The organism is Novosphingobium sp. NFX11, from assembly GCF_057376415.1.
In genome coordinates, this window is sequence record NZ_CP080385.1 from 821333 (window position 1) to 847157 (window position 25825).

Sequence of the window (25825 nt, forward strand, 5' to 3'; positions counted from 1 at the left end):
AGTGCATGATCTCGAAGGCACGATTGAATGCTTGACATTGGCTGACCGTCTGGTCTGTTTATGGAAAGCGCAGCGACTGACTGCACCAAGGGATGAAGGACAAGACGATGCCCACCGGCCGACTTTCCGGAAAAATCGCGTTCATAACCGGCGCAGGCAGCGGAATCGGCGCGGCGCACGCCCGTCTGTTCGCCAGCGAAGGGGCGCAAGTCGTCGCTACCGACATCCGCCTCGACGCCGCCCGCTCCGTGGTGGCGCAGATCGTCGAATCCGGCGGCGCGGCCATCGCCATCGAGCATGACGTCGCCAGCGAAGGCTCCTGGCAGACCGCCATCGACGCGGCGCTTGCCGCTTATGGGGGACTGACCACGCTGGTCAACAACGCGGGCCTCAACCACATGTTCGGAGTGGAGGACGAGACGCTCGAGGGCTGGAACCACATCGTCTCGATCGACCAGACCGGCACGTTCCTGGGCATGCGCGCGGCAATGCCGCACCTGCGGGCCAGCGGCAACGGCGCGATCGTCAACATCTCCTCGGTGCTGGCGATGATGTCGACGGTGACGTGCTTCTCGTTCCACGGCGCCAAGGCGGCGATCCGGGGCATGAGCAAGGCCGCCGCGCAGGAATATGCAGGCCGCGGCGTGCGGGTGAACTCGATCTACCCGGGGATGATCGACACGCCGCAACTCGCGACGATGCTGCCCGAGGAGCGCGAGATGATCCGCACCTCGATCCCGATGAAGCGCATCGGCAACCCGGACGAGATCGCCCGCAGTTCGCTGTTCCTGTGCTCCGACGACGCATCCTACGTCACCGGCGCGGAACTGATCGTCGACGGCGGGCTGTTCCCGGGATGAGAGCGCGACCCATGACTTTGCAGAGCGGCTCGGCCGCCAAGGGAGAATACGGATGCTGAACGGCAAGGCCATCCTCATCACCGGCGCGGCTTCGGGCATCGGCCGCCGCTGCGCCGAAGTCTTCGCGGCGAACGGCGCGCGCGTGCTTGTCACCGACCTCAGCGCCGAAGCGGGCGCCGAGGTCGTCGAAGGCATCCGCAAGGCGGGCGGCGAAGCCGCGTTCCAGCCCTGCAACGTGACCGACGAAGCCAGCGTCGCCGCCGCCGTGGACAAGGCGGTTTCGCTTTACGGCCGGCTCGACGGGGCGATGAACAACGCCGGGATCGAAATGCGCAACAAGCCGATCCACGAACTGACCGCAGAGGATATCGCGGCGGTGCTGGGCGTCGATCTGGTCGGCGTGTTCTACTGCCTCAAGCACCAGTTCCGGGTGATGAAGGACAGCGGCGGCGGGGCCATCGTCAACACCGCATCCTCCTCGGGCATTCGCGGGCAGATCAACGCCTCGGACTATGTCGCGGCCAAGCACGGCGTCGTCGGTCTGACCAAGGCGGTCGCCTGCGACGGCGGGCCGCTCGGCATCCGGGTGAACGCGCTGTGCCCCGGCCTCATCATGACGCCGATGGCCAAGGACCGGCTGATGCAGGACCCGGTGTTCTCCGAGGCGCTCGAAGGGCTGCGCCAGCGCCACGTCATCGGCCGCTTCGGCGAGATGGACGAGATCGCCAACGCCGCGATGTTCCTGCTGTCCGACATGTCCTCGTTCATGACCGGATCGCCGATGATCGTCGACGGCGGCTACGCCATCTAAGGGAGACTGACATGATTAAGATGGTCGTCGAAGTCTGGAAGAAGCCGGAAATGACGGACGAGCAGTTCGCCCGCCGCTGGCTGGTGGAACACGGTGCGCTGGTGCGTGCCAATGCGAAGGCTATGGGCTTCGTGCGCTATGTCCAGAGCCACAAGCGCGTCTCGCCCGAGATCGACGCCTTTGCTGAAGGGCGCGGCTGGAAGCGCCCGCCCGACGGCCTCACCGAAGTATGGTGGGAAAGCGAGGAAGCCATGCAGGCCGCGCTCTCCTCGCCCGAGGGCATCGAGGCGAGCGGCGTGCTACAGGCAGACGAGGAACAGTTCATCGACGCCCCGCGCATCAGCGCTTTCCTCGCAAACGAGGAAACCATCTTCGACTACACTGTCGCATAGGGAGAGATTCGGCGATGACCGAAAACCGACGCTACGTCATCACGCCGGGACAGGGCATCGCCGGACTGCGGCAGGAGCGCGCGGCCATGCCGCGCCCCGGTCGCGGGCAGGTGCTGCTGCGCATGCGTGCCTTCTCGCTCAATTTCCGCGACCTGCTGATGATCGACGGGCACTATCCGGGCGGTGCGCCCGACGCGATCGTGCCGCTTTCCGATGGCGCGGGCGAGGTCGTCGAACTGGGTGAAGGCTGCTCGCGCTTCGCGGTGGGGGACCGGGTCTGCCCGATCTTCATGCAGAGCTGGATCGGCGGCGACATGACCGACGCGGACGGTGCGTCCGCGCTGGGCGGTGCGATCGACGGTGTGCTCGCCGAATATGTCGTGATCGACGAGGCCGGGCTGGTGGCGATCCCCGCCTACATGGACTTCGCGCAGGCGGCCACGCTGCCCTGCGCCGCCGTCACCACCTGGAACGCGCTCTACGGCCGCGAGCCGATCGCGCCCGGCTCTACGGTGATGGCGCTTGGCACCGGCGGCGTCGCGATCTGGACGCTGCAACTGGCCAAGGCCGCCGGAGCACGTGTCGCCATCACCTCGTCCAGCGACGCCAAGCTGGAACGGGCCACGGCGATGGGCGCGGACCATGTCGTCAATTACGCCGCGACGCCCAAATGGGGCGCCGCCGCCCGCGCCTTCACGGGCGGACGCGGGATCGACAAGATCGTCGACAGCGCCGGGCCGAGCACGATGCCGCAGTCGCTGTCGGCACTGCGGCGCGGAGGGGAGATCGCCATGGTCGGCGTCATCGCCCCCGGTACGATCGACCCGCTGGCGATCCTCATCGGCGGGGCGCTGGTGCGCGGCGTCATGGTCGGTTCGCGCCGCCATTTCGAAGATCTCGGCCGCGCACTGGAAGCGCACCGGATCGAACCGCTGATCGACCGCAGCTTCGCCTTCGACGAGGCGGCAGAGGCTTATGAACACCTGCGCGCGGCGCAGCACATGGGCAAGGTCGTCATCGAGATGACCTGACCCCGCCAGGATACAAGAAACGACTGGGAAGGAAGTGGCTGAACCAATGCACGGCACTCTCGACATACGTCAGCGCCCCGAGGACCATTTCCTCGACGCCATCCGGGACCGGTTTCCGGTCGAGGCCGAGATCGACCGCACCCTGTCGCGCAAGATGCGCTTGCGGGCGAGCGGCGACGTCTACGCCGCCCATTCGCTGGACAGCCTGATCGAAGGCACCGCCAGCCTCATCCGCGCCAACGTGGGCGACGATTTCACGATCTCCAACGCACGCTGGCTGACCGGCGGCGCCTCGAAGATCCAGGTCGCCTTCGAACTCGAATGGCAGGACGGATCGGCCCGGCGCCAGGCGCCGATGGTCCTGCGCATGGAACCCAACGAGATCCGTGGTCGAGACCAGCCGCAAGCGCGAGTTCGAGCTGCTTCAGGCGCTCGACGGGGTGGTGCCGGTGCCGCCCTGCTTCTGGGTCGATCCGGATGGCGAGCACCTGCCGCACCCCGCGCTGATCTACGGCTTCGCGCAAGGCGTGACCAAGCCTTCCGATCTGCCCTCGCAGCAGGTGACCGGCATCGGCCTCAACTATGGCCCTAAGCTGCGCGCGCCGATCACCGCGCAGTTCATCGAGCACATGGCGCGCTTTCACCGCATGGGCGCGGAACTCGCGCCCCGCCTGCCCAGCTTCGACGGCGTGGAGGTCGGCTCCAACGCCAGCGTCATCCGCCTCGTCAACTGGTGGCGGCGGGTGTGGGAGGAAGACCGCGCGCACGACGAACCGCTGATGACGGTCGCCTACGACTGGCTCATCGCCAATGCGCCGCCGATCGACCACGTCTCGCTGGTCCATGGCGACTGCCGCGCCGGCAACTTTCTGTTCACCGAGCACGACGCGCGGATCACCGCCTGGCTCGACTGGGAACTGGCGCTGCTGGGCGACCGGCATCAGGACCTCGCATGGTCGATGATGGACCCCTACAGCCATTCGAATGAGGAAGGCACCGCGCAGCTCATCAACGGCATGCTGCCTTACGACGACTACATCGCCGCCTACGAGAAGGCGTCGGGCCTGACGGTCGATCCGGCGCGGCTGGCCTATTACCGGGTGCTGTGCAGCTACCTGTCGGTCTCGATCTGCCTCGGCACCGGATACCGCGTGGCGAAGGGCGCCAAGACGCATCAGGACATCGTCGTCTCGTGGCTGGCGATGATCAGTTACCCGATCATGGAACAATTGCGCGGCACGCTGAAGGAGGTGCTCTGATGGTCCCCGATTCCGATCTCCAGCTGCAGGTCGTCATCAAGGCGCTGCGCGAAGCCGTCGGCCCCGCGATCCGGGCGGACGAGAAGGTGGCGCAGGAGCAGTTGCACTTGTCGCTCGCCACGCTCGGCGTGCTGCGCAGCCAGTTGCCGATGACGCGCCGTTTCATCCGCGCGCTGTCGAGCGATGCGCTGGACCTCGCCGGAAAGCTGGGCGCGCTTACGTCCAGTCAGGCCCTGTCGGCTCCGCGGGAGGCACTGGAAGCGGCGCTTGCCGATCCGTCACGGGAAAACCACGAGATCGAAGCCGCCCGCAGCGCCCTGATGGACAGCACCTGCGCGCTCATCGAGACCCTCGGCCCCGATCTCGCGGATCAGGCCCGCAGGGTGGTGATCGACGCGAGCGCCATGCCGATCGAGCGCCAGCGTGCGTGGTTCATCGGCTCAGGCTTCGAATCCGCGCCCGACAAGGTCCGCCCGATCGAGACGCTGCTGGAGGCGTAGAGCCCGATGACATTGGGTTAAACCACCCTTCGTCATTGCTAGCATGGCGAAGCAATCCAGGGCGGTTTCGTACTGCTCTGGATTGCTTCGCTATTCTCGCAATGACGATTCACTAAGAAGTCATGACCTCAAGCCAGTATACGGCCGAGCGTCTGCACCGTGGTGCCGACGCTCCAGCCGCCATCGACGAACCAGTTCTGCCCGGTGACATAGCCGGCATCGTCGCTGGCGAGAAAATGGACGGCGGCGGCAATGTCCTCCGGCTGCCCCTCCCGACCGATCGGCGCCAGCACTTCCAGCGCCCGGCTGAGTGCGTCACCGTTGATGGCGATCGACAGCGGCGTGGCGACACCGCCGGGGCTGACCGCATTGACCCGGATGCCCAGCGGTCCGAACTCCAGCGCGGCGGTCTGCGTGGCGGAGATGATCGCCGCCTTGCTCATCCCGTACTCGCCCCAACCCGGCGTCCCCCGCGCGCCGGACAGCGAGGCGACGTTGACGATCGCGCCGCCCCGCTCCATCCGCCGCGCCGCTTCTCGCATGCCGACGAGCACGCTGAGCGCATTGATCCGGTAATAGCGCGCGGCGCGCTCCGCATCGGCTTCGGCCATGTCATGGACACCGGCCGAGGCGGCGTTGTTGACCAGCACGTCGAGCCTTCCGTGGCGCTCCATCGCCTCGTCCAGCAGCGCGGCGAACTGGTCCGCGTCCGATACGTCGGTATGGCGGAACGTGCAGCCCCACTGTGCCGCGCTTTCTGCGCAATCGGTGATGTCCCCGATCAGCACTTGCGCGCCTGCCCGGCGCAAACGCTGCGCCGTGGCGGCGCCGATGCCCGAAGCCGCGCCGGTGATGACGATCGATTTTCCGGTGAGGTCAAACATGGTCGCGTCCTTTGCTTGCGGCACGGGCGGCAATGTCGAGCGCCGCGATGTAGCCGAACGTCATTGCCGGTCCCAGGCTGGCCCCGCCGCCGGGGTATTTGCCGCGCATGATCGAGTTGTTGTCCAGCCCGGCGGCATAGAGCCCGGCGATCGGCGCTCCATCGGCACCGAGCACGCGCGCATGCTCGTCGGTATCGAGGCCCTGTATCGAGCCCAGATCGCTGGGCCGCACCTCGATCGCGTAGAACGGCGCCTTGGTCAGAGGCCGCAGGGACGGGTTGGGCCCATGTCCCGCATCGCCCATGTAGGTGTCATAGGCATTGGTGCCGCGTCCGAAGTCGGGATCCCGCCCGTCCGCCGCATGCCGGTTGAAGCGTTCCACGGTATCCGACAGCGCCAGCGGATCGAGCCCCAGCTCGCGCGCGAGTTCGGAAATGCTCGCCGCCTTGCGGGCGTAGCCGGAGGCGACCCACTTGTCCGGGCGGAACGGCGCGGGCTTGATCGCACCCAGACCGTAGCGCGCCACCGCCTCGGCATCGGCGATCTGCCAGATGCGCGTCACGCCCTTCTCCAGCGAGACTTCCCCGAAGTTCTGGTAGTGGAAACTCTCGTCGACGAAGCGCTTGCCGTCGCGCGCATCGACCATGATCTGCCCCGGGCAGTGACGATCGAAGAACAGCGAGGGGAAAAGGCCGACGCTGCCGTCTTCCCGCTGATAGCGCGAGGCCGGCACCCAGATGCCGTTCGCCGCATTGTCCGGGTTCAGCCGCCCGCCCAGCTTCTCGGCCATGCGGATGCCGTCGCCCCGGCTGCCTTCGGGCTGGAGCGACCAGCCGGCCGCGGACTGGTGCAACCACTTCTGCCGCATCGCCTCGTCCTGCCCGAAGCCGCCGGATGCAAGGACGACGCCTTGCCGCGTCTTGACCGTATGCCGCCCGCCGCCATGCTCGAACACTACGCCGGTCACCTGGCCGCCGTCGAACACGAGATCGCAGGCGCGGGCTTTCTCGATCAGGTGTACCCCCGCATCGCGCGCGGACTTGAACAGGCGCCCCGCCAGCGCATTGCCGTTGGCCATGTGCCTTCCGCGCCGTCCCCGCAGCCGGTCGAAAGCGTAGCCCGTCATGCGCGAGGCAGTCAGGCGAAAGGCCGAAAGTGAGCGATTCCAACCCTGCATCGCCACCGCCTGCGCGGGGCTGACCTGCATCGATTTGAACAACCCCATCTCGCGGATCGGCGGACGCACGCGCTCGAAATCCGCGCCCAGCGCATTGCCGTCGAAATCAGCCGTGAGCAGACAGCGCCCCTGATTCCAGCCTGCCGCAGAAGGGGCATAATCGGGAATGTCGCTGGGCGTCAGCCGTACCGTGGTGCGGCTTTCCATGAAGGCCAGCATCTCGCCCGACTTGTCGAGATACGTATCGATCTTGGCGGCGTTGAAGAAGTTGCCCAGCACCGCCTCGAGATACGTGCGTGCCGAGGCCCGATCGTCCGCGATACTGAGCGCCGGCTGGTGGTGGTTCGCAGGAATCCACACGCCTCCGCCGGAAAAGGCGGTGGTCCCGCCGAAGACATCGGCCGCTTCAAGGAGCACCACGTCCAGCCCGTTCAGCGCGCCGACGGTCGCCGCCGTCATGCCCGCGGCGCCCGAGCCGATCACCACCATGTCCGCCGTTTCGGGAAGTGCAATCACGCTCGCCCCGCTCATCGCGCATCCACCAGCTTGCGACCGACGAGGGCCGTCTCCACGGCAACCGTATCGAGATACTCGACGATTTCGCTGATGCGGCCGTCGCGCGTGCGCAGGATGAAGCAGTAGGGGTCCTGCCGGTATGGACCGTAAGGTCCGACACCCTCGACGCTGGCGATCACGACGGCGCGGTCTCCCTCGGCGATGATCTCGCTCACCGCCATGCGTGCGGGTTCGCGGAAGGTGGAGAGCATCGGGATCATCTCCGTCAGCAGGCGATCCCTGGTGAAATGCTTGGAAAGGGGCGTGTCGCCGATGATCGTCCAGGTCGCATCCTCGGCCAGCGATCTGAAACCACCCATGAAATCGCCACTGCACAACTTGTCGAAGAACGCGCGCGCGATCTGCCTGCTGTCGGTCATGTCCTCTCCTATCGGCGTGGTCCTCCGTCGCTGCGGGGACGCCCGGAGCAAAGCTCCCACATTTGACCGTTATGTCAATTAAAACGTCGAAAAAACGATATTTATCGCGATAAAATAGAATTATCGCATGAATCTCAGCCGAATTATGAATTCATATGGTCAATTTAATTGCACTCACCAAGCGCCACCGCCATAGTCCTTCGCAAACTCAGCCAGATGGGAGAGCAGGCATGGTATCGCGTACGATAACGGTCTTCGGGGGAACCGGAACGGCAGGAGGCGGCGTGGTCCGCGCGCTGCTGCAGGACGGCTGGACGGTCCGCGCCGTCACCCGCGATGAAACGGGCGACAAGGCAAAGGCTGCGCGGGCGCTCGGCGCCGAAACCGTGACCGCCGACATGGAAGACCGCTCGGCCCTGCGCCGGGCCATCGAAGGGGCGGACGCGGTCTATCTATCCGGTGCGTCCCTGCAGGACCGCTGGGACATCGGGCAGGCCGTTCAGGGGATCATGGTGGCGGAAACGGTGCGCGAAGTGGGCACCGGGCACTTCATCTATCAATCCGCACAGGCGGCGGGCAGCCGGGGCGTGCTATCGGTGGGATCGAAACGAGCCGTGGAAGAACGGATCGCCGAACTCCGCCTCGATGCCACGGTGCTGCGCCCGGCATGGTTCATGGACAACTTCCTGAACTACTTCCCGATCACGCAGAACGACGGCACGCTTACGATCGCAATGGCCTTGCCGACCGACGTGCAACTCGCGCTGATCTGCGCCGAAGACATCGGGCGCGCGGCGGCGGCGGTGCTTGCGTCGCCGGACAATTGGCGCGGGCGCGAGGTCGATCTCGTCGCCGACGTCGGCAGCACCGCACAGATGGCTGCTATCGTCGGTGAGTTGGCGGGAAAACCGGCGGTTGCCGTCGAAGTCCCGATGGCCGCGATCGCGGAGCACTGGCCGCAGGGCGTGGACCTTTATACCTGGCTGGCCACGAAGCCCGCGGAGAACGACACCGGCGCGCTGACGGCGCTGGTCGGCTCGCCGATCGACTTTCGCGCATGGGCCGAAAAGCACCTCGCGCCGACCTTGCGCGGCTGAGCAGAGGCGGGGTCGGCACACCGACCCCGCCCTTCGTCACATGAAGCGCTCGGCGCTGGCGAGGTAGGCGATGGAATCCGCCGGACGGCGCAGCAGTGTCTCCCAGGCCTGCGGATCGCGTGCGACGCCCTCCTCCATCGCCGTCTGCGTCGGCCAGTAGAGTTCGCGGATACCGACGCAGAACGCGCCTTCGGGATGCAGGGCAGGCGAAGGGCGGCACCGCACATGGCGCAGCGCGCCGATCCGCCGGCCTAGCGCAAGGTCTTCACCATCGTCCCAGGCAGTCACACCCTCGCTGATGACGTATTGCAGCAGCTTGATGCTGATCGGGCGGCGATCCAGCCGGAACAGTCTGTCGCCCGTCTCGACGCCCTCCTCGTTCCAGTCCGCCCCCGACTGCAGCACTTCCTCTTCGGCGAAGACGAACCGCAGCTTGTCCATGTCGACGAACAGCGGTTCGTCGGGGATCAGCAATTCGACGTAATTAGGCTCGCCGGGAAAATCGATGGCGTCCTGTACGCAGTCGAACCACACTTCCGCCGTCGCCTCGAAATGCGTCTGCCGCGCGTCCAGCAGGTCCGAGTGAACCTGATGGCTCTGGGTATAGGCGCGCATGGTCGATATCGTGCGGCCCATCGTTCCGTGGGGGTGCCGGTAGTGGTCGTGAAACCACTGCGCCGTCACGCCGGGTTTGCGCGGAATCGCGCCGAACATCTTGATACGAGACAAATACCCTCTCCGCTTTGTCGTTATGGGAACGGTGGCTCCGTCACCCCGGCTGGAAAACCGGGAGGATGCTGCGATCCGCGATCTTCCAGACGCCGCCTTCCTGCACGCACACGTCGATCACGTCGGCCACCGAACGCACCACCGGTGAAAGGTCTGCGTCGGGCGAGCGAAACAGCGTCAGCAGCGAACGCACTTCCGCCCGCCCGTCGTCCAGCGCCGAAATCAGCGTGTTGGACAGGACATGGCGCGAGGTGACGTGCGCCTCGGCCTGCCGGGCGGCCATCGCCGCCGCAATCGCAGCGCCGCTGATCGTGCCGGGCCGAGGCGCGCCGGGCCCGAAGGTCAGGTTCGCATCCTCGGCGAACAGCGCCGCCGCCTCGCCCGCACGCCCCTGGTCGATGAGCCAGAAACCACGCAGGGCCAGTTCCGCAAGGTCGAGCCGATCTTCGATGGTGAGCTTAGTCATTTCCGCCTCCGTCACCGCAGCTTCACCGCTTCGAGCCCGCGCTGGCCGATATCCGGCCGCCGCTTGAGCACGGCCTGATCCTCGCCCGCCTCGACGCGGCGCAGCAGATCTTCGGGGTCGAACTCCACGCCGATCGGGTTCTCGGCGAAGGCCGGGGAATAGAAGAACGCCGTCGCGTCCTCGATGTTGTCGTAGTTGTCGACCTGCAGTTCGATCTGGTTCCCGTCGGGGTCCTGATAGTACATCGAAGTCGTCGGCCCGTGATTGATCGGGAAAACCGGCGTGATGCCCACATCGCGCAGTCGCTTGTACGTCGCCATGAGATCGCCGAGGCTGTCGTAGGTGAACGCCGCATGGTGGAAGCCCGCCACGCCGTCCTTCTGCTCCTCCAGATCCGGCATGTTCAGAACGGCAACGCGGTGATGCTCCTCGTCATAGGAGAGGAATGCGAGGATTTCGTTCTCGAAAGCAGCCTCGGCGCCGAGCACGGTCTTGTACCAGTCGATCACCTCGCGAAAGCGCGATGTCCGCAGCACGAAATGGGCGAGCCGGACGGGCGGAATGATCGCCGCAGTCTCCGTGGCGGTCTCACTGGATTGCTGTGTCATGGTTGTTGTCCTTGTGTCTGGAGAAGGCGTCAGTGCGCCGCTTGCTCGCCGAAGACCGCCGACTGGAGCATCATCGTGTCCATGAACTCGATCACTTCGACGAGGCGCCCGCCTGCCGCGCGCATCACGAAGGCATAGTAGGGCTGATCGTAAGGCCCGGTCGGCCCCACGCCGCGTCCGCTGCCCAGCAGCACGGCGCGGTCGCCCTGCACGATCGGCTCCTCGAAGCGGACGACCGGCGGCTCGACGAAGTCCGACAGCAGCGGCACCAGCCGCGCGATCAGGTCCTTCGGTCCGTGATAGACGCCCGATGCCGCCGTCGTGCCGATCACGGTGTAGATGCCGTCGTCGGCGAGCAGTTCGAACGCCTCCGGGAACCGCAGCTGCGCCAACAGTTCGCCGAACCGGCGGGCAAGCCCTTGTGCATCCTCCATCGAGATCCTCCTCTTCCTTGCCTGTCTTATATTGATCTTTTGGTCAGGAAAGCATAACCCAAGGCGGATGACAAGGAGGCGTGTCGCACAGACCGCCCGATCGGGAGAGAATGGCATGAAGTTTCATCACATGGCGCTGATGGTGACCAATCTGGAAGACGCCATCCGCCTCTGGCGCGACGTCATGGGCTTTGAGCTCGGCGTCGAGACCGTGATCCCCGACGGGCCCGAGCCAGGACCGAACACCTTCATGTATCCGGCGCTGCTGGACGACATCTTCAAGATCAAGGGCGCGCGTTCGCGCATGGCCCTGCTCAGTTCGAAGGACGGCGCCTTCATCGAGCTACAGGAATGCCTGAACCCCGCGATCACCAAGACGCCCGAGGAGAACTTGCGCTATGGCCATACCGGCATCCACGAACTCGGCCTGCTGGTGACAGACATCGACGGCTGGTTCGAAAAAGTCAGGGCTGCCGGCTACCGCACGCAGACGGACTACGTGTGGCAATGCGCATCGATGGGCCGCTCGTTCCTGTTCTACGACCAGGACGGCAACATGATCCAGCTCTGGGAGAACCTCGGCGAGCCGGAATGGAGCTGAGGCCGAGGCGCCGCCCTAAGGCGTGACGACATTACATCGTATCGTCATTGCGAGCGAAGCGAAGCAATCCAGGGCAGTTTTACGCCGCTCTGGATTGCTTCGCTACGCTCGCAATGACGAAGGTTAGTTCAATATCATCGCGCCCTACGGCGCGTCGATGAAGACGAGTTCGTAGAGGAATGCGATGTTGCGCAGGATTTCGGTCTCCGAAAACACGTCGCGGCCCGTCAGTTCTCGGTATTCGGTCGAGACCGTGAACGGCGTGCCGCCGGCGCTGATGATCATGTAGTACATCCGCGCCGGATCACACTGGCGCACGATGCCCTGGTCCTGCCCGGCGCGGATGAGTTCGCGGATCGCGCCGAAGTGTTCACGCAAGTAGTTCTCGATGACCCACTGCAGGCGCGAGGTGTCCTGGTTGCTCTCCATGGTCAGGATACGGTGGATCTGCGGCTGGCGGGCGGACATGCGGATGAACTGCTCGATGAACGTGCGCAGTCCCGCCGCGGCGCTGTCGCCCGCCTTTTCCAGATGCGCCTTCATTTCCGCCGAATAGCGCTTGAGCGCATTGTCGATCGTCGCGATCCACAAGGCTTCCTTGGACTGGAAGTGATAGAGCACCAGCGTGTGTGTCACGTCCGCCCGATCCGCCACGGCGCGGGTGGAGGTGCCTTCGAAGCCGAACGCCCCGAAGCATTCCAGCGCGGCGGCCAGGATGCGCTCGCGCACATCGTCGCCCCGGCGGCTGGCGCGCTTGCGCTGCCGCTGCGGCGCCTTCTGGTCGATCGCGACCGGGTGCGTTTCCGCCCCGTCGAGCCGCACCGCGATGCGGCCGCTGCTGGCACGGCGGCGCTTGGCGGGCGCGGAATCTTCGGGAATATCGCTCGTTTCGGCCATTCGATCGCTCCGTCAGGCCGTTCGCCTGACCAAAGATGTGCATTTCCTGACACCCTCACATCAGGATATGCAGCAAGGTCAAGCGATTTTGCAAAAACCGCGGTGAGATTAATCCACCATTAGGTCAGTTTTTGGGCAAAAATTGACGGTCACGCGACGATCCTGTTCTCGATGGCACCGATCCCGTCGATCTCGCAGCGCACCACGTCCCCGGCGACAGGAAGCGCGGCGGCTGCTGAGCCGCACCCACGCCTTCGGGCGTGCCGGTGGCGAGAATATCGCCGGGCTCCAGCGTGAAGGCGGCTGAAAGGTGGGCGATCTGCGCCCCGATCGAGTGGATGAACTGCTCGGTATTGCTGGACTGGCGTACCTCACCGTTGACGATGCAGCGGATGCCGAGCGCCGCCGGATCAGCGATCTCGTCCGCCGTCACGATCCATGGCCCGATCGGCCCGTGCGTATCGAACGACTTGCCCATGGTGATCGTCGGGGACTGGAATTGCCAGTCCCGCGCCGACACGTCGTTCACCACAAGGTAGCCGAACACATGCGCCATCGCATCGCCCTCGGCGACGGACTTGGCCGCGTGGCCGATCACCACGCCCAGTTCGACTTCGTGATCGAGCTTGGTGGTCGGTCCCTGCACCACGTCGTCGTAGGCCCCGTTCACGCAAGTCGTCTGCTTGTTGAACCACAATTGCCCGTCAGGCACCGCGATGCCCAGCGCACGCGCCTCGTCCGCATGACGGCGGTAGTTCATGCCAAGACCCAGGAACTTGCGCGGGCGCAGCGGAGCCAGCAGGTGCACATCGGCCAGCGCCAGCCGCTCACCGCGCCCCGATGCCAGCGCGGCGGCGATCTCACCCAGAGTGCTCTGCCCGCCCTCGATCAACGCGATCATGTCGGGATGGTCGATGCCGATAGTATCGAGCGGGACGAATCCATCGCCGTCCACCACGCCGAGGCGCGGCACGCCTCCGTTTTCGAACCGAGCCAGCTTCATCGTCGTTCCTTCGTTTCGGGAGATCAGGCAGCCGCAAGGCCATCGTAGAACCGCCGGGCATCGGCGTAAGTCGGCAGGTGCGCGGTCGAGCCGCCGTCCACCCGGATCACCTGCCCGGTGATGTAGCGCGCCTCGTCCGACGCCAGCCAGGCGACGGCCTGCGCGACATCGTCAGGCGTGCCGAGGTAGCCGGTCAGGGTGGCGTCGACGTTCATTGCGATGAAGGCGGGCGGGATCGAGGCTTCGAGCAGCGGCGTCGTGATCATCGACGGCGCCACCGCGTTGCAGCGGATTCCTCGCGGCCGAAGGCCGTGGCCACCTGTTTGGTCAACTGGATCACCGCCGCCTTGGACACGCAGTAGGCGGGCATCTTGTAGAACGCATCCACCCCGTACATCGAGGCGGTGTTGACGATCGAACCGCCGCCCTGTTTGCGCATGGCAAGGATCGCGTGGCGGCACCCCTGCATCGTCCCGCGCACCGTGCCTGCGAAAATCTGGTCCCACAGCGCGTCGGGGATTTCCAGGATATCCGTGTCGCCGGAAATCGCCTCGGGCGAAGTGAATGCCGCGTTGTTGTGCATGATGTCGAGCCGACCGAAGCCATCGACCATCGCGCCCACTGCCGCGCGGAAATGGTCTTCCACGGTGATATCGAGATGCAGCGCGCGCGCCGTGCCGCCCGCGTCGGCGATCTCTTCGGCAACGGTCTTCGCCGCCGCATCGTTGATATCGGCGATGCCCACTGCGGCGCCTTCCGACGCCAGCCGCAGCGCGGTCGCGCGGCCGAGGCCCGATGCTCCACCGGTGACGATGGCGACTTTGCCCTTGAAACGCATGACAGTCCTTTCCCTTGCGCCCGATCAGCCGAGAAACGGCAAGCCGCGGGCGATCCTTATCGAATTGGGCCACGGCGTTCCCGGCGCGCGGGGTTGCCCGTGGATTTCAATGGCGACGTGCGCCTGCGCCAGCCCGAGCACCAGCGCCATGAGATTGCGCGCATCGTCAGGCAGGTCGTCGAGCCCGAAACGGTCGACGTAGCCGATGGCCTCTTCCGCCCGCGCGCACATGGCCTCGTAGAACACCCTGATCTCGTCCATCGAGCGCTCGCAGCGCGCGGCCAGCCGCCCGGCGGTGGTATGGCTCCCCCAGCTGTCGACGAAAGGTTCGAGTTCCGCGAACGCCTGCGGCAAGCGCGCCGCACCGCTCACGCCAGCGCCTCGGTGACGGTTTCCGCCTCGACCCATTTGAGCAGTTGCTCGACCGAGTGACGGATGCCGACCTCGCTGTCCTGAAGCTGCATCTCGTCCTTGCCGGAACTGTTGATGCCGCGCTGGGTGCGGGCCACGTTGGCGAGGTCTTCCAGCACCACCTCGATCACCCGCGCGACGTAGAGTTCCTGCTGCAGGCGCTGGCGCGCGTTCAGCGCGTCGGGGACATAGAAGCGCACTTCGTAGCGCGAAGTGGTCGGCGTCAGCGGCCAGAACTGGTGGACCCAGAAGCCGCCGGGGCCGAAATCGATCTGGGTGTTCGGGAACAGGTTGTTCACGTCCATCGACCAGCACCCCGCCCGCGTCGGATTGACGGCGGGGTGATCGAGGAACTCAGCCATCTGCGAACTCGTGCCCGCCGCGATCAGGCTGCCGGTGTCGCCAGAGGCATAGGCCAGCATCTCCACCTTGTTGCGCTCGTCGAGCGGCATCGTCGGGTTGCCGTACATCGAGACGGTGCGGTGCGGCCCGAACGTGCGCGCATCGAGCAGCCGGGCGAAGCGGTTCTCGCTCGACGAAAAGGTCTGGGCGATCGTCTTCTTGTGGATCGCGGGGATGTGGTAGCTTTCGATGAAGGCGTCCTGCACCACTTTCCAGTTGGCATCGAGGTCGGCCTTGAGCACGATCGGCTTGTCCGCCGCCACGTAAGGCACGCCGGCCAGACGGTCGGCGAAATCGCCGAGGAAGGTGCGCAGATCGACTTCGGGCTGGCGCTGGAGGTTGACGAAGATCCAGCCCTCCCAGGTTTCCGTCGCCATCTGCGTCAGCCCGCAGCGCTTCTTGTCGACCGCGAAGAAGCTGGCTTCGTCCGGGATCGAGATCAGATCGCCATCGGCCGCATATGTCCAGTTGTGGTAGGGGCAGACGATGCGCCGCGCATTGCCGGTGGGTCCGTCGAGGACTTGCGATCCGCGGTGCGAACAGGTGTTGTAGAACGCGCGGATGCGTCCATCCTTGCCCCGGTTGAGGATCGCGGAAACGCCGCCCGGCAACAGTTCGGTCGAGAAATAGTCGCCGTAGGCCGGGATTTCTTCCTCGCGCCCGACCAGCAGCCAGGCCCGCTCGAAGACTTGCACGCGTTCGCGTTCGAAAAACTCGGGCGATCGGTAAGGCTCGAGCGGCACCGGGCCGGTGCCAAGGCCGCAGGCCTCGGTGAACGCCGTCTTGCCTTCGAAAGCCCGCGCGGAAGCGGTGATGTTCATGTCCCAACCCTCTCCAATCGGAACCGGCGCCGACGTCGGCATCAGATGCCGCATCGAGTCTTTATTTGACCGTTTGGTAAACTTAAGGTTGGAGAGGGGAATGTGTCAAGCGTTAGAGGTCGATGATGTCGGATTGAACGACCATCTCGTCATTGCGAGCGCAGCGAAGCAATCCAGGGCGGCTTGAAACTGCCCTGGATTGCTTCGCTACGCTCGCAATGACGATTCAATATAGCGCCCTAAAGATCGCGATATTCCGGGGCGGCGCGGTTCCTGAAGGCTTCCACCGCCGTTTCGTGATCGGCGGTCGCGATCAGCATGCATTGCTGGCGATCCTCCAGCGTCAGCGCGGCGTCGATACCCGGCGCATCGACGGTGAGATTGAGGGTCTCCTTCGTCATGCGCAGCCCCATCGGCGAGGCGCGCAGCATATCGCGGGCCATTGCCAGGCCCGCTTCCATGAGAGCCTCGCCAGCCACCACCGAACTGACCAGCCCGGTCGCCAGCGCGCGCGGCGCGGCGATGAAGTTGCCGGTCATCAGCAGTTCCGAGGCCACCGACAGCCCGACAAGGCGCGGCAGCAGATAGCCCGAACCCATGTCGCATCCGCCCAGCCCCACGCGCAGATAGGCGGCATTGAGCCGCGCATCCTCCGCAGCGATGCGCACGTCAGCCGCCAGCGCCAGCGAGAACCCCGCGCCGCAGGCCGCGCCGTGCAGCAGCGCGATGATCGGCTGCGGACATGCCCGCATGGCGCGCACGATCCCCGAATAGAGCCGCTGCATCGCCAGTTGCCGCTGGTTGCGCCCCGGTCCTTCATTGGCGAAAGCGTCGGAGCCCAGTTCGGCACCGGCGCAGAACATGCGTCCGGCACCCCGCAGGATCACCACGCGCGTCTCCAGCCGTGCGGGCAGCCCGCTGAAGTAATCGAGCAGCGCCTGCGCCAGTTCGGGCGAGACGGCGTTGAGCTGGTCGGGGCGATTGAGCGTGACGATCTCGATCGCGCCTTCGCTTTCCACCGTAAGCACTGTGCCGCTCATGCTATGATGTTCTCCGACCTCTGGGCGTAGAGGCGCCGCAATGCCATCTTGTCGAGCTTGCCGGTGCTGGTCCGGGGCATCATGTCGATAACCCGGATCGCATCGGGCAACCACCACTTCGCGACGAAGCCCTGCATATGCGCGCGCAGCGCCGCCTCGTCGAGCGCCTCGACGCCCTCGGCCAGCGTGACCAGCATCAGCGGCCGTTCCTGCCAGCGCGGATGCGGGATGCTGATGACGCCCGCCTCGGCGACGCCGGCGAAACTGGCCGCCGCCGATTCCAGTTGCAGCGTGCTGATCCACTCGCCGCCGGACTTGATGACGTCCTTGGCGCGGTCGACGATCTCCATGGAACCGTCGGGATAGATACGCGCGATGTCGCCCGTCTCCAGCCATTCGAAGCCTTCCGCATCGCTGAGGCCCACGTAGCTGCCCGAGGCGATCGGCCCCCGCACCAGCAGGTGGCCCGCGTGCTCGCCGTCGAACGGAAGCGGCTTGCCCTCGTCATCGACGATGCGCATCTCGGACAGGAAACCGACGCGCCCCTGCCGGGCAAGGTGGCGTTCGTGCTGTTCGTCGGCCGGCAGAGTGTCCGACCCCGCCGCCGGGGCGCTGCGCGAGCAGCCCGGCACTTCGGTCATGCCCCAGGACTGGCACAAGGTGATGCCGAAGCTCTCGAAGCGCTCGGCCAGCGCGCGCGACGGGCGAGTACCGGCAAGCAGGCCTGTGCGCACCGTCTCCAGCTTCGAGCCCTGACGGTCGGCGGCGTCGAACAGGTCCATCCAGATCGTCGGCACGGCGCCGGTGATCGTCACGCCCTCCCCGTCGATCAGTTCGATGATGCCCTCGGGCGAGAAATCGCGGCCGTTGAGGACAAGCTTGTGGCCGTTCATCGGCGCGGTGAAGGGCATCATCCAGCCATTGGCGTGGAAGATCGCGGCGATCGGCAGCATGCATTCCAGCGAGCCGCGCCGGTGGGTGCCGTACATGTCGGCCATCGACATGTTCATCGACCCCAGCGTGATCGAGCGGTGCGTATAGGCGACGCCCTTGGGCCGGCCGGTCGTGCCCGAAGTGAAGCAGATCGTCGCAGCCTGGTTCTCGTCGAAAGTGGGCCATGCAAAGTCAGCCGAGGCGTCGCCGATGAAATCGGTCTTGGTGACGAAGCCGGGCAGTGCGCTCGCCGGAACCGGCGCGCCGGGTTCGTCCATGAACACCCAGCGGATGACCATCGGCGTGATAGCCGCGACCTGCTCGGCCAGCGGCAGGGTGTCGGCATCGATGAAGATCGTGATCTCGCCGACCTTCTCGATCATGTAGCGCAGATCCTCGGCCGTCAGGCGCGGATTGAGCGTGTGCAGCCCCGCCCCGATGCCGAGCGCGGCATAGAACAGCTCTATGTGGTTCGAGGTATTCCACGCCAGCGAACCGACGACGTCGTCCACCTTGAAGCCATGGCCGGTCATGGCATTGGCCAGCCGCTTTGCCCGGTCGCGCATCCGCGCCCAGTCCGAACGCTCGATCACGCCGTCGATGCGGCGCGCTACGAAGGGCGTATCCCCGTGATGCTCGGCGGCATGGTCGATCAGCCGCGACAACAGCATCGGGTTCGTCATCATCGTCCCGCGCAAGATTCAGGTCCTCTCTCTTTTTCCGGCTCGGGAGAGGAGGTGCTGCCCCCTCCCCGGCCACCCGTCAGAAGCGGGCCGCGAGCGCTACGCCGTAGCTCGCCGGCCGCCCGGTGTACCGCACCTGAGTATCGTACAGGATTGGTGCATTGGTGTAATAATACTCGTTAGTGACGTTGTTCGCGAACACCGTGAGTCGATACGCATCGTCAGAAAACGACAATCCTGCACGAAGGTCAACCAGTGTATAATCTTTCAGCTTGGCGGTCGGCACGGTGTCGATCACCGAGTAGGTCGAGCTGTTGTGCGTCACCGTCCCGCCGAGGAATGCCGAGACGCCCTCGCTGAGCGCGAACTCGTAATCCGCAGAGCCATTCACCGACAGCTTGGGCGCGAAGGGGATCGGGTTGCCCTCGAAATCCTGCACGCCGCCGTTGAAGCCGACGCCGGTATATTCGTCGATGCGGGTATCGACATATGTGCCGCCCAGACGCAGGTTCAGGCCATCGACCGGCTCGGCCATGATCTCCGCCTCGACGCCCATCAGGCTCGACTTGGGCACGTTGACCAGCGCGTCGAGCACGCCGAACACCGGGTCGATGCGCTTGCCGCGGATCTGCTTGTCCGTGTACTTGTAGTAGAACCCGGCCAGATTGAACTGCATGCGCCGGTCGAGCATACTGGCCTTGAAGCCGCCTTCGAAGGCCAGCACCGATTCCTGCGTGACCGGCGCGAACTGCGCGGTACTGGACGCATTGGTGAACAGGAAGCTGCCGGCCTTGTAGCCCTTGGACACGTTGGCATAGAGCAGCAGTTCGGGAAGCGCCTGATAGTCTATGCCGCCCCGCCACGAAACGTTGTCCTGGTCGAGCGAGCCTTCATACAGCGTCGGTAGGAAAGTCGCCTCGTCCAGCGTCACGCATCCGCCTGCGGGAATGGCAGGCGTCGGCGCGGCAGTCGGATCGATCGCCTGACGCACCTGGGTCGAGACGGCGGTGAAGAACGCCGCCGCGCCGCCGTTTCCGGGATCGCGGGTGCAGGTCTGCGCATCGCGCTGGCTCTTGGTGTAGCGCACGCCGCCCTTCACCGTCAGGCCGGGCAGGATCTCGTAGTCCGCATTGGCGAAGACCGCGTAGTTGTCGATCTGCGAGTTCAGGAAGAACGTGTTGGTATTGGCCGGGAAGCCGAGGTTCGCCACCACCGAGCTTTGCCCCGCATACTGGTCGGCGAATTCCTTCGAGGTGGTGTGCTCGTAGTTGCCGCCGATGATCCAGCTGAACGGGCCGGAGCCGTTGCTGGCGATGCGCAGTTCCTGGCTGAACGACTTGAGCGAACCATCGAACAGGAACTCCAGCGATTCCACGGCGACGCCATCGGGATCGTTGACCTGCTTGCGGCTGAAATCGACGTAGGAGGTGATCGAGGTCAGCTTGAGGCTGTCCGAAAGCTCATAGTCGGCACGAAGGGCGGCCTGCCACTGGCGGTCGTCGCCCTTGGGACGGCGATTGGGGTTCCAGTCGGCGGTGCGCGGCTTGGACGGCGCGAAGGGCGTGGCGGCAAGACCCGCGCCGACCGGTCCGACTTGCGGGAACAGGGCGATGTACTGGCCCGCCTGCGGGTCCGACTTGTCGATCATGCCATTGACGTTGAGCGACACCGAGAGCCGGTCGGTCGGCGTCCAGTCGAGCAGGACGCGGCCCATGTAGAGTTCCTTGTCGCCCAGCTTGTCGTCGTCGGGCCGGGTCTGGCTCTTTTGCCAGGCGCCGCCCTGCGCGGTCTTGGCCGCGACGCGGACGCGCAGCGTGTCGCTGATCGGACCACTGACGAAGCCGCTCGCATCGACTTCGCCGAAGCTGTCGATGCTGGCATTCACGCCTGCCTTGAAGTCGGCGGTCGGCTTGGCGGCGATGTAGTTGATCGCACCGCCCGTCGCGTTCTGGCCGAACAGCGTGCCCTGCGGTCCCTTGAGGACTTCGACGCGCTCGACGTCCAGCGCCGCCGTGCCGACCAGCGCCGGGAACGGCATCGGCACTTCGTCGACGTAGACGCTGACCGCCGGATAGGCCGCCAGCGAGTTCTCGTAGAAGCCGACACCGCGCAGGGTGTAGACCGGCGTGTTGTAGATGCTGTTGGCGACCGTCAGCGCCGGGATCACCTTGGCGAGATCCGACACGCTGTTGACGCCCTGCTTCACCAGATCGTCGGAGGACAGCGCCTGGATGGTCAGGCCGACCTTGTTCAGCGATTCCGAGCGCTTCTGAGCAGTGACGATGATTTCGCCGACGCCCGCCGTGGGCTGCGCCGCGCTCGCCGCTTCGTCCTGCGCCATGGCGAGGCCCGGCGTGGCTACAAGGCCGATGAAGGCGACGCCCGCCAGTAACTTGCTGGATTTCATGTATCTTCTCCCGTGAACTTTGTTTTTCAGTTGGTTTCGAAAGCGATCGGCAGAGACTTCAACCCTCCCACGAAGTTGGTCTCGATGTAGCGGGGGCTGCCGTTCAGCCGGACGGCGGTGAGGTGCGGCATCAGTTCTTCGTAGAGGATGCAGATCTCGAGCTTCGCAAGGTTCTGGCCGAGGCACATGTGCGGGCCGGAACCGAACGAGAGGTGCCGGTTGCGCTTGCGGGCAAGGTCGAGATCCTCCCGCATTCTCGAACACGTCCTCGTCACGGCTGGCGGAAGGGTAGGACAGCATGAGGCGCTGACCCTTGCGGATCGCGGTCCCGTGCAGGTCGAAGTCGTCGATCGCGGTGCGCGTGAAGTGCCGCACCGGCGCCGCCGTACGCAGGGCTTCCTCGACAAAGGACGGGATGAGGCTCGGGTCCGCCTTGAGCCGCGCGAACTGGTCGGGGTGCTCGCACAGCGCCTTCATGCCGGTGGCGGTCGTGGTCGACGTGGTATCGTGCCCGGCGGTGGCGATGGTGATGTAATAGCCGTTGGCGAAGAAATCGCTGATCGGCTCACCGTCGATCTCGGCATTGGCGATCACGCTCATCAGGTCGTCGCGCGGGTTCTCGCGGCGATCGCGGGTCATCGGCGTGAAGTAGTCGTAATATTCCTGGATCACCCGGTGGAACTGGCGCGCGGCCATGTCGGGGGTGATCTCGATGTCGCTGCGCTGCTCTTCGGGGTCCTTCGAGCCGAAGAATTCCTGCGTCATCTTCAACATCTTGGGCAGGTCCGTCTCGGGGACGCCGAACATGTTCATGATGACCCTGAGCGGGTATTCGAGCGCGAAGTCCTTGACGAAATCCACCTCGCGCGGACCGGCCAGCAGCCGCGCCACGGTGTCCCTGGCGATGATGCGGATATCGCTTTCAAGCCGGGTGATCCTCGCGGGCGAGAAGTACGGAACGGCGATCGAGCGCAGAGCCTTGTGATCGGGATTGTCCATGTGCGTAAGCGCCGCGACGACCTGGCAGGTACCGTTGTTGGCCGACCGCAGGAAGGCATCGTCGGCCTGCGGGTTATAGATGGGATTGTCGACCATGTTCAGGAACACGTCGGCGCGGCGCTCGACAGTGACGACGTCGTTGTACTTCGTGACCATCCAGATCGGATCGTAGCCGCCGAGATGCGCCCAGCCGATCGGCCGGTTCGCGCGCATCCACGCCAGCGCCTCGTGAAACGAAGCCTCGTCGGCGCAGAGGTTCGGGTTCACCACCTTTTCGGCGATGTCATCGGGAATGCGAAGTTCGTCCGGCCCGAACGCGAGTGTGTCGGTCTGCATGATCGGTTGCCTTCAGAAGGTGAGAACGGGCTTGACCACCAGCCCGGCAAGCTGGTCTTCGATCGCCTGATTGATCTGGTCGAACGGATACGTGCGCACGAGCTTGTCGAGCGGCAGGCGCCCCGCCTCGTAATGAGCCAGAAGCTCGGGAATATAGGTGTCGGGGTCGGTATCGCCCTCGATCACCGCCTTCAGCGTCGCGCCGCTGGCGAGGAAGCCGAGCATCGAGGTCGAGAACACCGCATCCATCTTCTTGGGTACGCCGAGGAACGCCATCGTCCCGTGCGGGGCGAGCGAGGCCAGCGCCGCCTGCACCACCGCGTCCACCGCCGTGGTATCGACCACGTAATCGACACCGCGCGCGGCGATGGCGCGGATCGCCTCAGCCACGTCGCCGGCGGCCGGATCGACCGCGTGCGTCGCGCCGAGTTCCGCCGCAAGGGCCCGCCGCGCGGCTACGGGTTCGACGACGATGATCGGATCGCAGCCCGCAAGCTTCGCCCCCATGACCGCGCTCAGCCCGACCGAGCCGCCGCCGAAGACCGCGATCGAACGCCCGGCCTTCGCCGCGATCGAGCGCATCACCGCACCCGCGCCCGTCTGGATGCCGCATCCCAGCGGCGCGGCCATGGTCAGGTCGGCATCGGCGTGAACCTTGACGGTATTGTACTGCGTCGCGATCGCATACGTCGCGAACGACGACTGCGCGAAGAAGTATCCGCCCACGGGCTCGGAACCGCAGCACAGAGTCGCGCTGCCGTCTGGGCGGCGGCCGCTGTAATTGAGCGTCATCCCCTTTTCGCAGTAGGCCACGTCGCCCCGGCGGCAGTTGGTGCATTCGCCGCAAGAGCCCACGGTGAGCACCACCTTGTCACCCGGCGCGACCTTGGTGACGCCCGGGCCGACGCGCTCGACGATGCCCGCCCCCTCGTGCCCGAGCACGATGGGCATCTGCACCGGCAGCGACTGGTCTCGTGCCGCGATGTCGCTGTGGCACACGCCCACCGCCACCAGCCGCACGAGAACCTCGCCCTCGCGCGGTTCGTCGATCTCGATTGTTTCAAGCGCAAAGGGGCGCTTGGCCTCGCGCGCAATGGCGGCCGTAATCTGCATATGCCGATTTCCAGTTCAAGAGGGTTTGGCGCGGAGGCGGGAGAGAGCTCGCCCCCGCGCCGGGACCGTCAGCCGCCCCGGAGGACGACGACCGCTTTCGTATCGGTGCGGTTCAACACACTTGATGCGCCGCGTCGGCCACACCCGCCGGGCATGGTTTCGCAATGCATCTGAGAGCATTTCCACTTCGGTCTTTTCAGATGGATGCTGCCTTGCATCTTCGTCTCCCAAGCCATCGCTTTGCACGATCGGCTTCAAGTGCTACGTACTTCGTATACGCAGTTTGTAATCTGATTTACTTCCCGTGACAAGCGGCAAAATCAAAACTAGGAAAATGCGATGAAGATGGGGGAATTGGAGCACCTTACGGGGGTAAACCGGGAGACGATCAGGGTGCTGATCCGCAAGGGTTTGGTACCCCCGCCCGACAAGCCGAAGGCAACCGTGGCGCATTACAGCGACGAGCATGTGCGGGCGATTCGGGCGGTGCGTAATCTGCAGCGCGAACATCAGGTAACGCTGGACGAAATCGGAGCGATGCTGCGCGGCGACAAGCTCGACAAGCGGTTGGAGGCGCCTGCATTCCACCATCTCGAAAATCTGGTGGCCGCACGCTTCGGCGAGGACGACCGCACGATTGCGCTGGAAACATTACAGCAGGGAAATGCACACGCGGAACGCGACGCACGTGGCCTCGCGGCACTTGGCGCCGTCGAACTCATCGAGACGGAAGAAGGAACCGCCGTCAGCTACACCGACGCGAACCTGATCGGCATCTGGGCACGCATGCGCGAAGCAGGCTTCGAGGAATCGGCCAACTTCTTTCCGGAAGTGCTGGATCACTACACCAAGTCGGCCGACTATCTCGCCTTCGCCGAAGCCACCCGCTTCATCACCCGCACCGAAGGCCTGATCCGCGAAGAACGGGCAGCCGATATGCTGAGAACCGGCCTCCCCCTCATGCTCGACTTCTTCGGGGTGCTGAGGATGAAGTATTTCATGCGCTACCTGACCGCTGAAAGTGAAGGTCGGCTCCACGAGATCGTACCGCCGCGCCTGGACCGCGCAGGCGCCGCCGATGCCGCGCCCAGACAAGAAGGACGCAGCAATCGGAAGCCTCCCTCCAAGTGAGGCTCTATTACCCCGACACGGGGCGCGCATTGGCAAGACGCGACAGCTTCTTGGAAAGCGTCGTGACGCCGATGACGTCGGTCACGTTGCTGAACCCTACCCGGTCGCCCATCGTCCAGCGATAGAGGGTCTGATACGAGATGAAGGCGGCATAGGCGTTATGCCAGGGCGCGGCGGCGACGGCGGCGCCCACCATCTCCCATTTGCGGCCCTTGGCATCGGTGATCCGCACCACGCGGTGCATGCCGAGCAGCGACAGGCTTTCCGCATCAACCTCTGCCGCCACGATGGCGCAGCTTTCGCCATCGACCAGAGCATAGCCGAAGCGGAACGTGGTGTAGACGGTCTGTCCATCGACGATGTCCAGCGTCATGATGAGATGGAACGCGAGGTCGGTCCCGAACGTCATGTGCATCCACGAGACGGGCGCCGAGTTCCACTCCGCGCGCGGCCCCCAGCTGCGATCGAGGCCGTCCACGCAATCGACCGCGAAGCGATGGCCGTGCACTTCCAGTTCGCCGGTGATGTGGCCGACGAGGTCATAATGCCCCTTCGACCAGGAATCGCCCGCGCCGCTCGCAGCCTCGGTGTCGCCGCCGAAATGCTCCAGCATCGGGTTCTGGCTCGGGTCCAGCGGATCGAACGGGTCCATCAGTCCCTTGAAGCGCAAGTCGAAGCGGCACAGGCCGTCGGTGCCTTCGTACCGATAGTGATAGTCACGGGCATTGTTGCTGCCGGTGACCGCGAGGCCCGTGGACAGGCGGAAGTCCGACAGCTTTTCCGGGCACTGGACGTGCATCTGCGCATCGGAATAGTCGGCCGCGCCGGCATGGGCCACGATGCCCTGGTGGATGTAGACGGACGACAGGCACACGCCCGCGTTCGGCCGCCCAAGGAAGTAGGCATTTCCGCTGATCCCGGCTTCGGGCACGGAGAAGATGAGGAACATCGTCTCCGCATAGTTATGCTCGGTCGAACCGTGATGGTGAAAGTCGAGGTCTGCGTTGGTGATCATGATCCGGCCTTG

At 65.2% G+C, this 25825-nt stretch carries 26 protein-coding genes and 1 pseudogene; 9 read left to right on the plus strand and 18 right to left on the minus strand.

Annotation, left to right across the window (positions count from 1 at the left end; translation table 11 throughout):
- Positions 1 to 107: 107 nt before the first annotated feature.
- Genes KZO24_RS21540 through KZO24_RS21555 form a run of 4 tightly spaced genes read left to right on the plus strand, consistent with a single transcriptional unit; the run spans position 108 to position 3094 of the window.
- Positions 108 to 860, plus strand: coding sequence for an SDR family NAD(P)-dependent oxidoreductase (locus KZO24_RS21540; protein ID WP_271181517.1), 753 nt, complete (start codon positions 108 to 110; stop codon positions 858 to 860).
- Positions 861 to 912: 52 nt separating this feature from the next.
- Positions 913 to 1671, plus strand: a complete 759-nt coding sequence (locus tag KZO24_RS21545) for an SDR family NAD(P)-dependent oxidoreductase (protein ID WP_271181518.1) — start codon at positions 913 to 915, stop codon at positions 1669 to 1671.
- A gap of 11 nt (positions 1672 to 1682) precedes the next feature.
- Positions 1683 to 2063, plus strand: coding sequence for an EthD domain-containing protein (locus tag KZO24_RS21550; RefSeq protein ID WP_271181519.1), 381 nt, complete (start codon positions 1683 to 1685; stop codon positions 2061 to 2063).
- Positions 2064 to 2077: 14 nt separating this feature from the next.
- A complete protein-coding gene (locus tag KZO24_RS21555; RefSeq protein WP_271181520.1) occupies positions 2078 to 3094 on the plus strand; it encodes a zinc-dependent alcohol dehydrogenase family protein in 1017 nt (338 codons plus the stop codon).
- 180 nt (positions 3095 to 3274) lie between these two features.
- On the opposite strand, the gene KZO24_RS21560 is transcribed toward KZO24_RS21555, so the two are convergent.
- Positions 3275 to 3463 (minus strand): hypothetical protein, encoded by a 189-nt coding sequence (locus KZO24_RS21560; RefSeq protein WP_486487667.1) that lies wholly within the window; start codon positions 3461 to 3463, stop codon positions 3275 to 3277.
- A gap of 17 nt (positions 3464 to 3480) precedes the next feature.
- Here KZO24_RS21560 and KZO24_RS21565 point away from each other — a divergent pair, with 17 nt between their 5' ends.
- Complete coding sequence (locus KZO24_RS21565) at positions 3481 to 4353, plus strand: phosphotransferase family protein (RefSeq protein ID WP_486487668.1); 873 nt, start codon at positions 3481 to 3483, stop codon at positions 4351 to 4353.
- Complete coding sequence (locus KZO24_RS21570) at positions 4353 to 4853, plus strand: hypothetical protein (protein WP_271181522.1); 501 nt, start codon at positions 4353 to 4355, stop codon at positions 4851 to 4853. The genes KZO24_RS21565 and KZO24_RS21570 overlap by 1 nt, the downstream gene beginning before the upstream one ends.
- Before the next feature lie 128 nt (positions 4854 to 4981).
- Here the strand turns inward: KZO24_RS21570 and KZO24_RS21575 are convergent, their stop codons facing one another.
- The 3 genes from KZO24_RS21575 to KZO24_RS21585 are packed head-to-tail and all read right to left on the minus strand — an operon-like array spanning position 4982 to position 7849.
- Entirely contained in the window at positions 4982 to 5737 is a 756-nt protein-coding gene (locus KZO24_RS21575; RefSeq protein WP_271181523.1) for an SDR family NAD(P)-dependent oxidoreductase, read from the minus strand.
- Positions 5730 to 7445: an FAD-dependent oxidoreductase gene (locus KZO24_RS21580; protein ID WP_271181524.1), complete on the minus strand. Its 1716-nt coding sequence runs from the start codon at positions 7443 to 7445 to the stop codon at positions 5730 to 5732. Before KZO24_RS21580 ends, KZO24_RS21575 begins: the two co-directional genes overlap by 8 nt.
- Entirely contained in the window at positions 7442 to 7849 is a 408-nt protein-coding gene (locus KZO24_RS21585) for a nuclear transport factor 2 family protein (RefSeq protein ID WP_486487669.1), read from the minus strand. The genes KZO24_RS21580 and KZO24_RS21585 overlap by 4 nt, the downstream gene beginning before the upstream one ends.
- A gap of 230 nt (positions 7850 to 8079) precedes the next feature.
- Here KZO24_RS21585 and KZO24_RS21590 point away from each other — a divergent pair, with 230 nt between their 5' ends.
- The gene (locus KZO24_RS21590; RefSeq protein ID WP_271181526.1) at positions 8080 to 8946 is read left to right on the plus strand and encodes an NmrA family NAD(P)-binding protein; all 867 of its coding nucleotides are present in this window, start codon (positions 8080 to 8082) and stop codon (positions 8944 to 8946) included.
- Between the two features lie 36 nt (positions 8947 to 8982).
- Here KZO24_RS21590 and KZO24_RS21595 read toward each other — a convergent pair whose 3' ends face one another.
- The 4 genes from KZO24_RS21595 to KZO24_RS21610 are packed head-to-tail and all read right to left on the minus strand — an operon-like array spanning position 8983 to position 11183.
- Positions 8983 to 9675 carry an EthD domain-containing protein gene (locus tag KZO24_RS21595; protein ID WP_271181527.1) on the minus strand — a complete coding sequence of 231 codons (693 nt, stop codon included), beginning with the start codon at positions 9673 to 9675 and terminating at the stop codon, positions 8983 to 8985.
- A gap of 40 nt (positions 9676 to 9715) precedes the next feature.
- Positions 9716 to 10141: a nuclear transport factor 2 family protein gene (locus KZO24_RS21600; RefSeq protein ID WP_271181528.1), complete on the minus strand. Its 426-nt coding sequence runs from the start codon at positions 10139 to 10141 to the stop codon at positions 9716 to 9718.
- An 11-nt stretch (positions 10142 to 10152) separates the two neighbouring features.
- Positions 10153 to 10749, minus strand: coding sequence for a VOC family protein (locus KZO24_RS21605; RefSeq protein WP_271181529.1), 597 nt, complete (start codon positions 10747 to 10749; stop codon positions 10153 to 10155).
- A 29-nt stretch (positions 10750 to 10778) separates the two neighbouring features.
- Entirely contained in the window at positions 10779 to 11183 is a 405-nt protein-coding gene (locus KZO24_RS21610) for a nuclear transport factor 2 family protein (RefSeq protein WP_271181530.1), read from the minus strand.
- Between the two features lie 115 nt (positions 11184 to 11298).
- Between KZO24_RS21610 and KZO24_RS21615 the strand changes: the two genes are divergently transcribed.
- The gene (locus KZO24_RS21615; protein WP_271181531.1) at positions 11299 to 11784 is read left to right on the plus strand and encodes a VOC family protein; all 486 of its coding nucleotides are present in this window, start codon (positions 11299 to 11301) and stop codon (positions 11782 to 11784) included.
- A 144-nt stretch (positions 11785 to 11928) separates the two neighbouring features.
- Here the strand turns inward: KZO24_RS21615 and KZO24_RS21620 are convergent, their stop codons facing one another.
- From KZO24_RS21620 to KZO24_RS21660, 9 genes and pseudogenes are all read right to left on the minus strand, one after another.
- A complete protein-coding gene (locus KZO24_RS21620) occupies positions 11929 to 12681 on the minus strand; it encodes a TetR/AcrR family transcriptional regulator (RefSeq protein ID WP_051587163.1) in 753 nt (250 codons plus the stop codon).
- 124 nt (positions 12682 to 12805) lie between these two features.
- Complete coding sequence (locus KZO24_RS21625) at positions 12806 to 13684, minus strand: fumarylacetoacetate hydrolase family protein (RefSeq protein ID WP_486487670.1); 879 nt, start codon at positions 13682 to 13684, stop codon at positions 12806 to 12808.
- A 23-nt stretch (positions 13685 to 13707) separates the two neighbouring features.
- Positions 13708 to 14522 (minus strand): annotated as a pseudogene (locus KZO24_RS21630) (SDR family NAD(P)-dependent oxidoreductase).
- Between the two features lie 24 nt (positions 14523 to 14546).
- The gene (locus tag KZO24_RS21635; protein WP_036529659.1) at positions 14547 to 14894 is read right to left on the minus strand and encodes a hypothetical protein; all 348 of its coding nucleotides are present in this window, start codon (positions 14892 to 14894) and stop codon (positions 14547 to 14549) included.
- Positions 14891 to 16156, minus strand: a complete 1266-nt coding sequence (locus tag KZO24_RS21640; protein WP_271181534.1) for an aromatic ring-hydroxylating oxygenase subunit alpha — start codon at positions 16154 to 16156, stop codon at positions 14891 to 14893. Before KZO24_RS21640 ends, KZO24_RS21635 begins: the two co-directional genes overlap by 4 nt.
- Positions 16157 to 16395: 239 nt before the next feature.
- Complete coding sequence (locus tag KZO24_RS21645; protein ID WP_271181535.1) at positions 16396 to 17196, minus strand: enoyl-CoA hydratase/isomerase family protein; 801 nt, start codon at positions 17194 to 17196, stop codon at positions 16396 to 16398.
- On the minus strand, positions 17193 to 18827 hold the full coding sequence (locus KZO24_RS21650; RefSeq protein WP_486487671.1) for an AMP-binding protein: 1635 nt from the start codon (positions 18825 to 18827) through the stop codon (positions 17193 to 17195). Before KZO24_RS21650 ends, KZO24_RS21645 begins: the two co-directional genes overlap by 4 nt.
- Positions 18828 to 18891: 64 nt before the next feature.
- Positions 18892 to 22554 (minus strand): TonB-dependent receptor domain-containing protein, encoded by a 3663-nt coding sequence (locus KZO24_RS21655; RefSeq protein ID WP_486487672.1) that lies wholly within the window; start codon positions 22552 to 22554, stop codon positions 18892 to 18894.
- Positions 22555 to 22566: 12 nt separating this feature from the next.
- Positions 22567 to 23667, minus strand: coding sequence for an NAD(P)-dependent alcohol dehydrogenase (locus tag KZO24_RS21660; protein WP_271181539.1), 1101 nt, complete (start codon positions 23665 to 23667; stop codon positions 22567 to 22569).
- Positions 23668 to 24006: 339 nt separating this feature from the next.
- Between KZO24_RS21660 and KZO24_RS21665 the strand changes: the two genes are divergently transcribed.
- Positions 24007 to 24798, plus strand: coding sequence for a MerR family transcriptional regulator (locus KZO24_RS21665; RefSeq protein ID WP_271181540.1), 792 nt, complete (start codon positions 24007 to 24009; stop codon positions 24796 to 24798).
- 7 nt (positions 24799 to 24805) lie between these two features.
- Here the strand turns inward: KZO24_RS21665 and KZO24_RS21670 are convergent, their stop codons facing one another.
- Complete coding sequence (locus KZO24_RS21670) at positions 24806 to 25813, minus strand: DUF7064 domain-containing protein (protein WP_271181541.1); 1008 nt, start codon at positions 25811 to 25813, stop codon at positions 24806 to 24808.
- Positions 25814 to 25825: the final 12 nt, after the last annotated feature.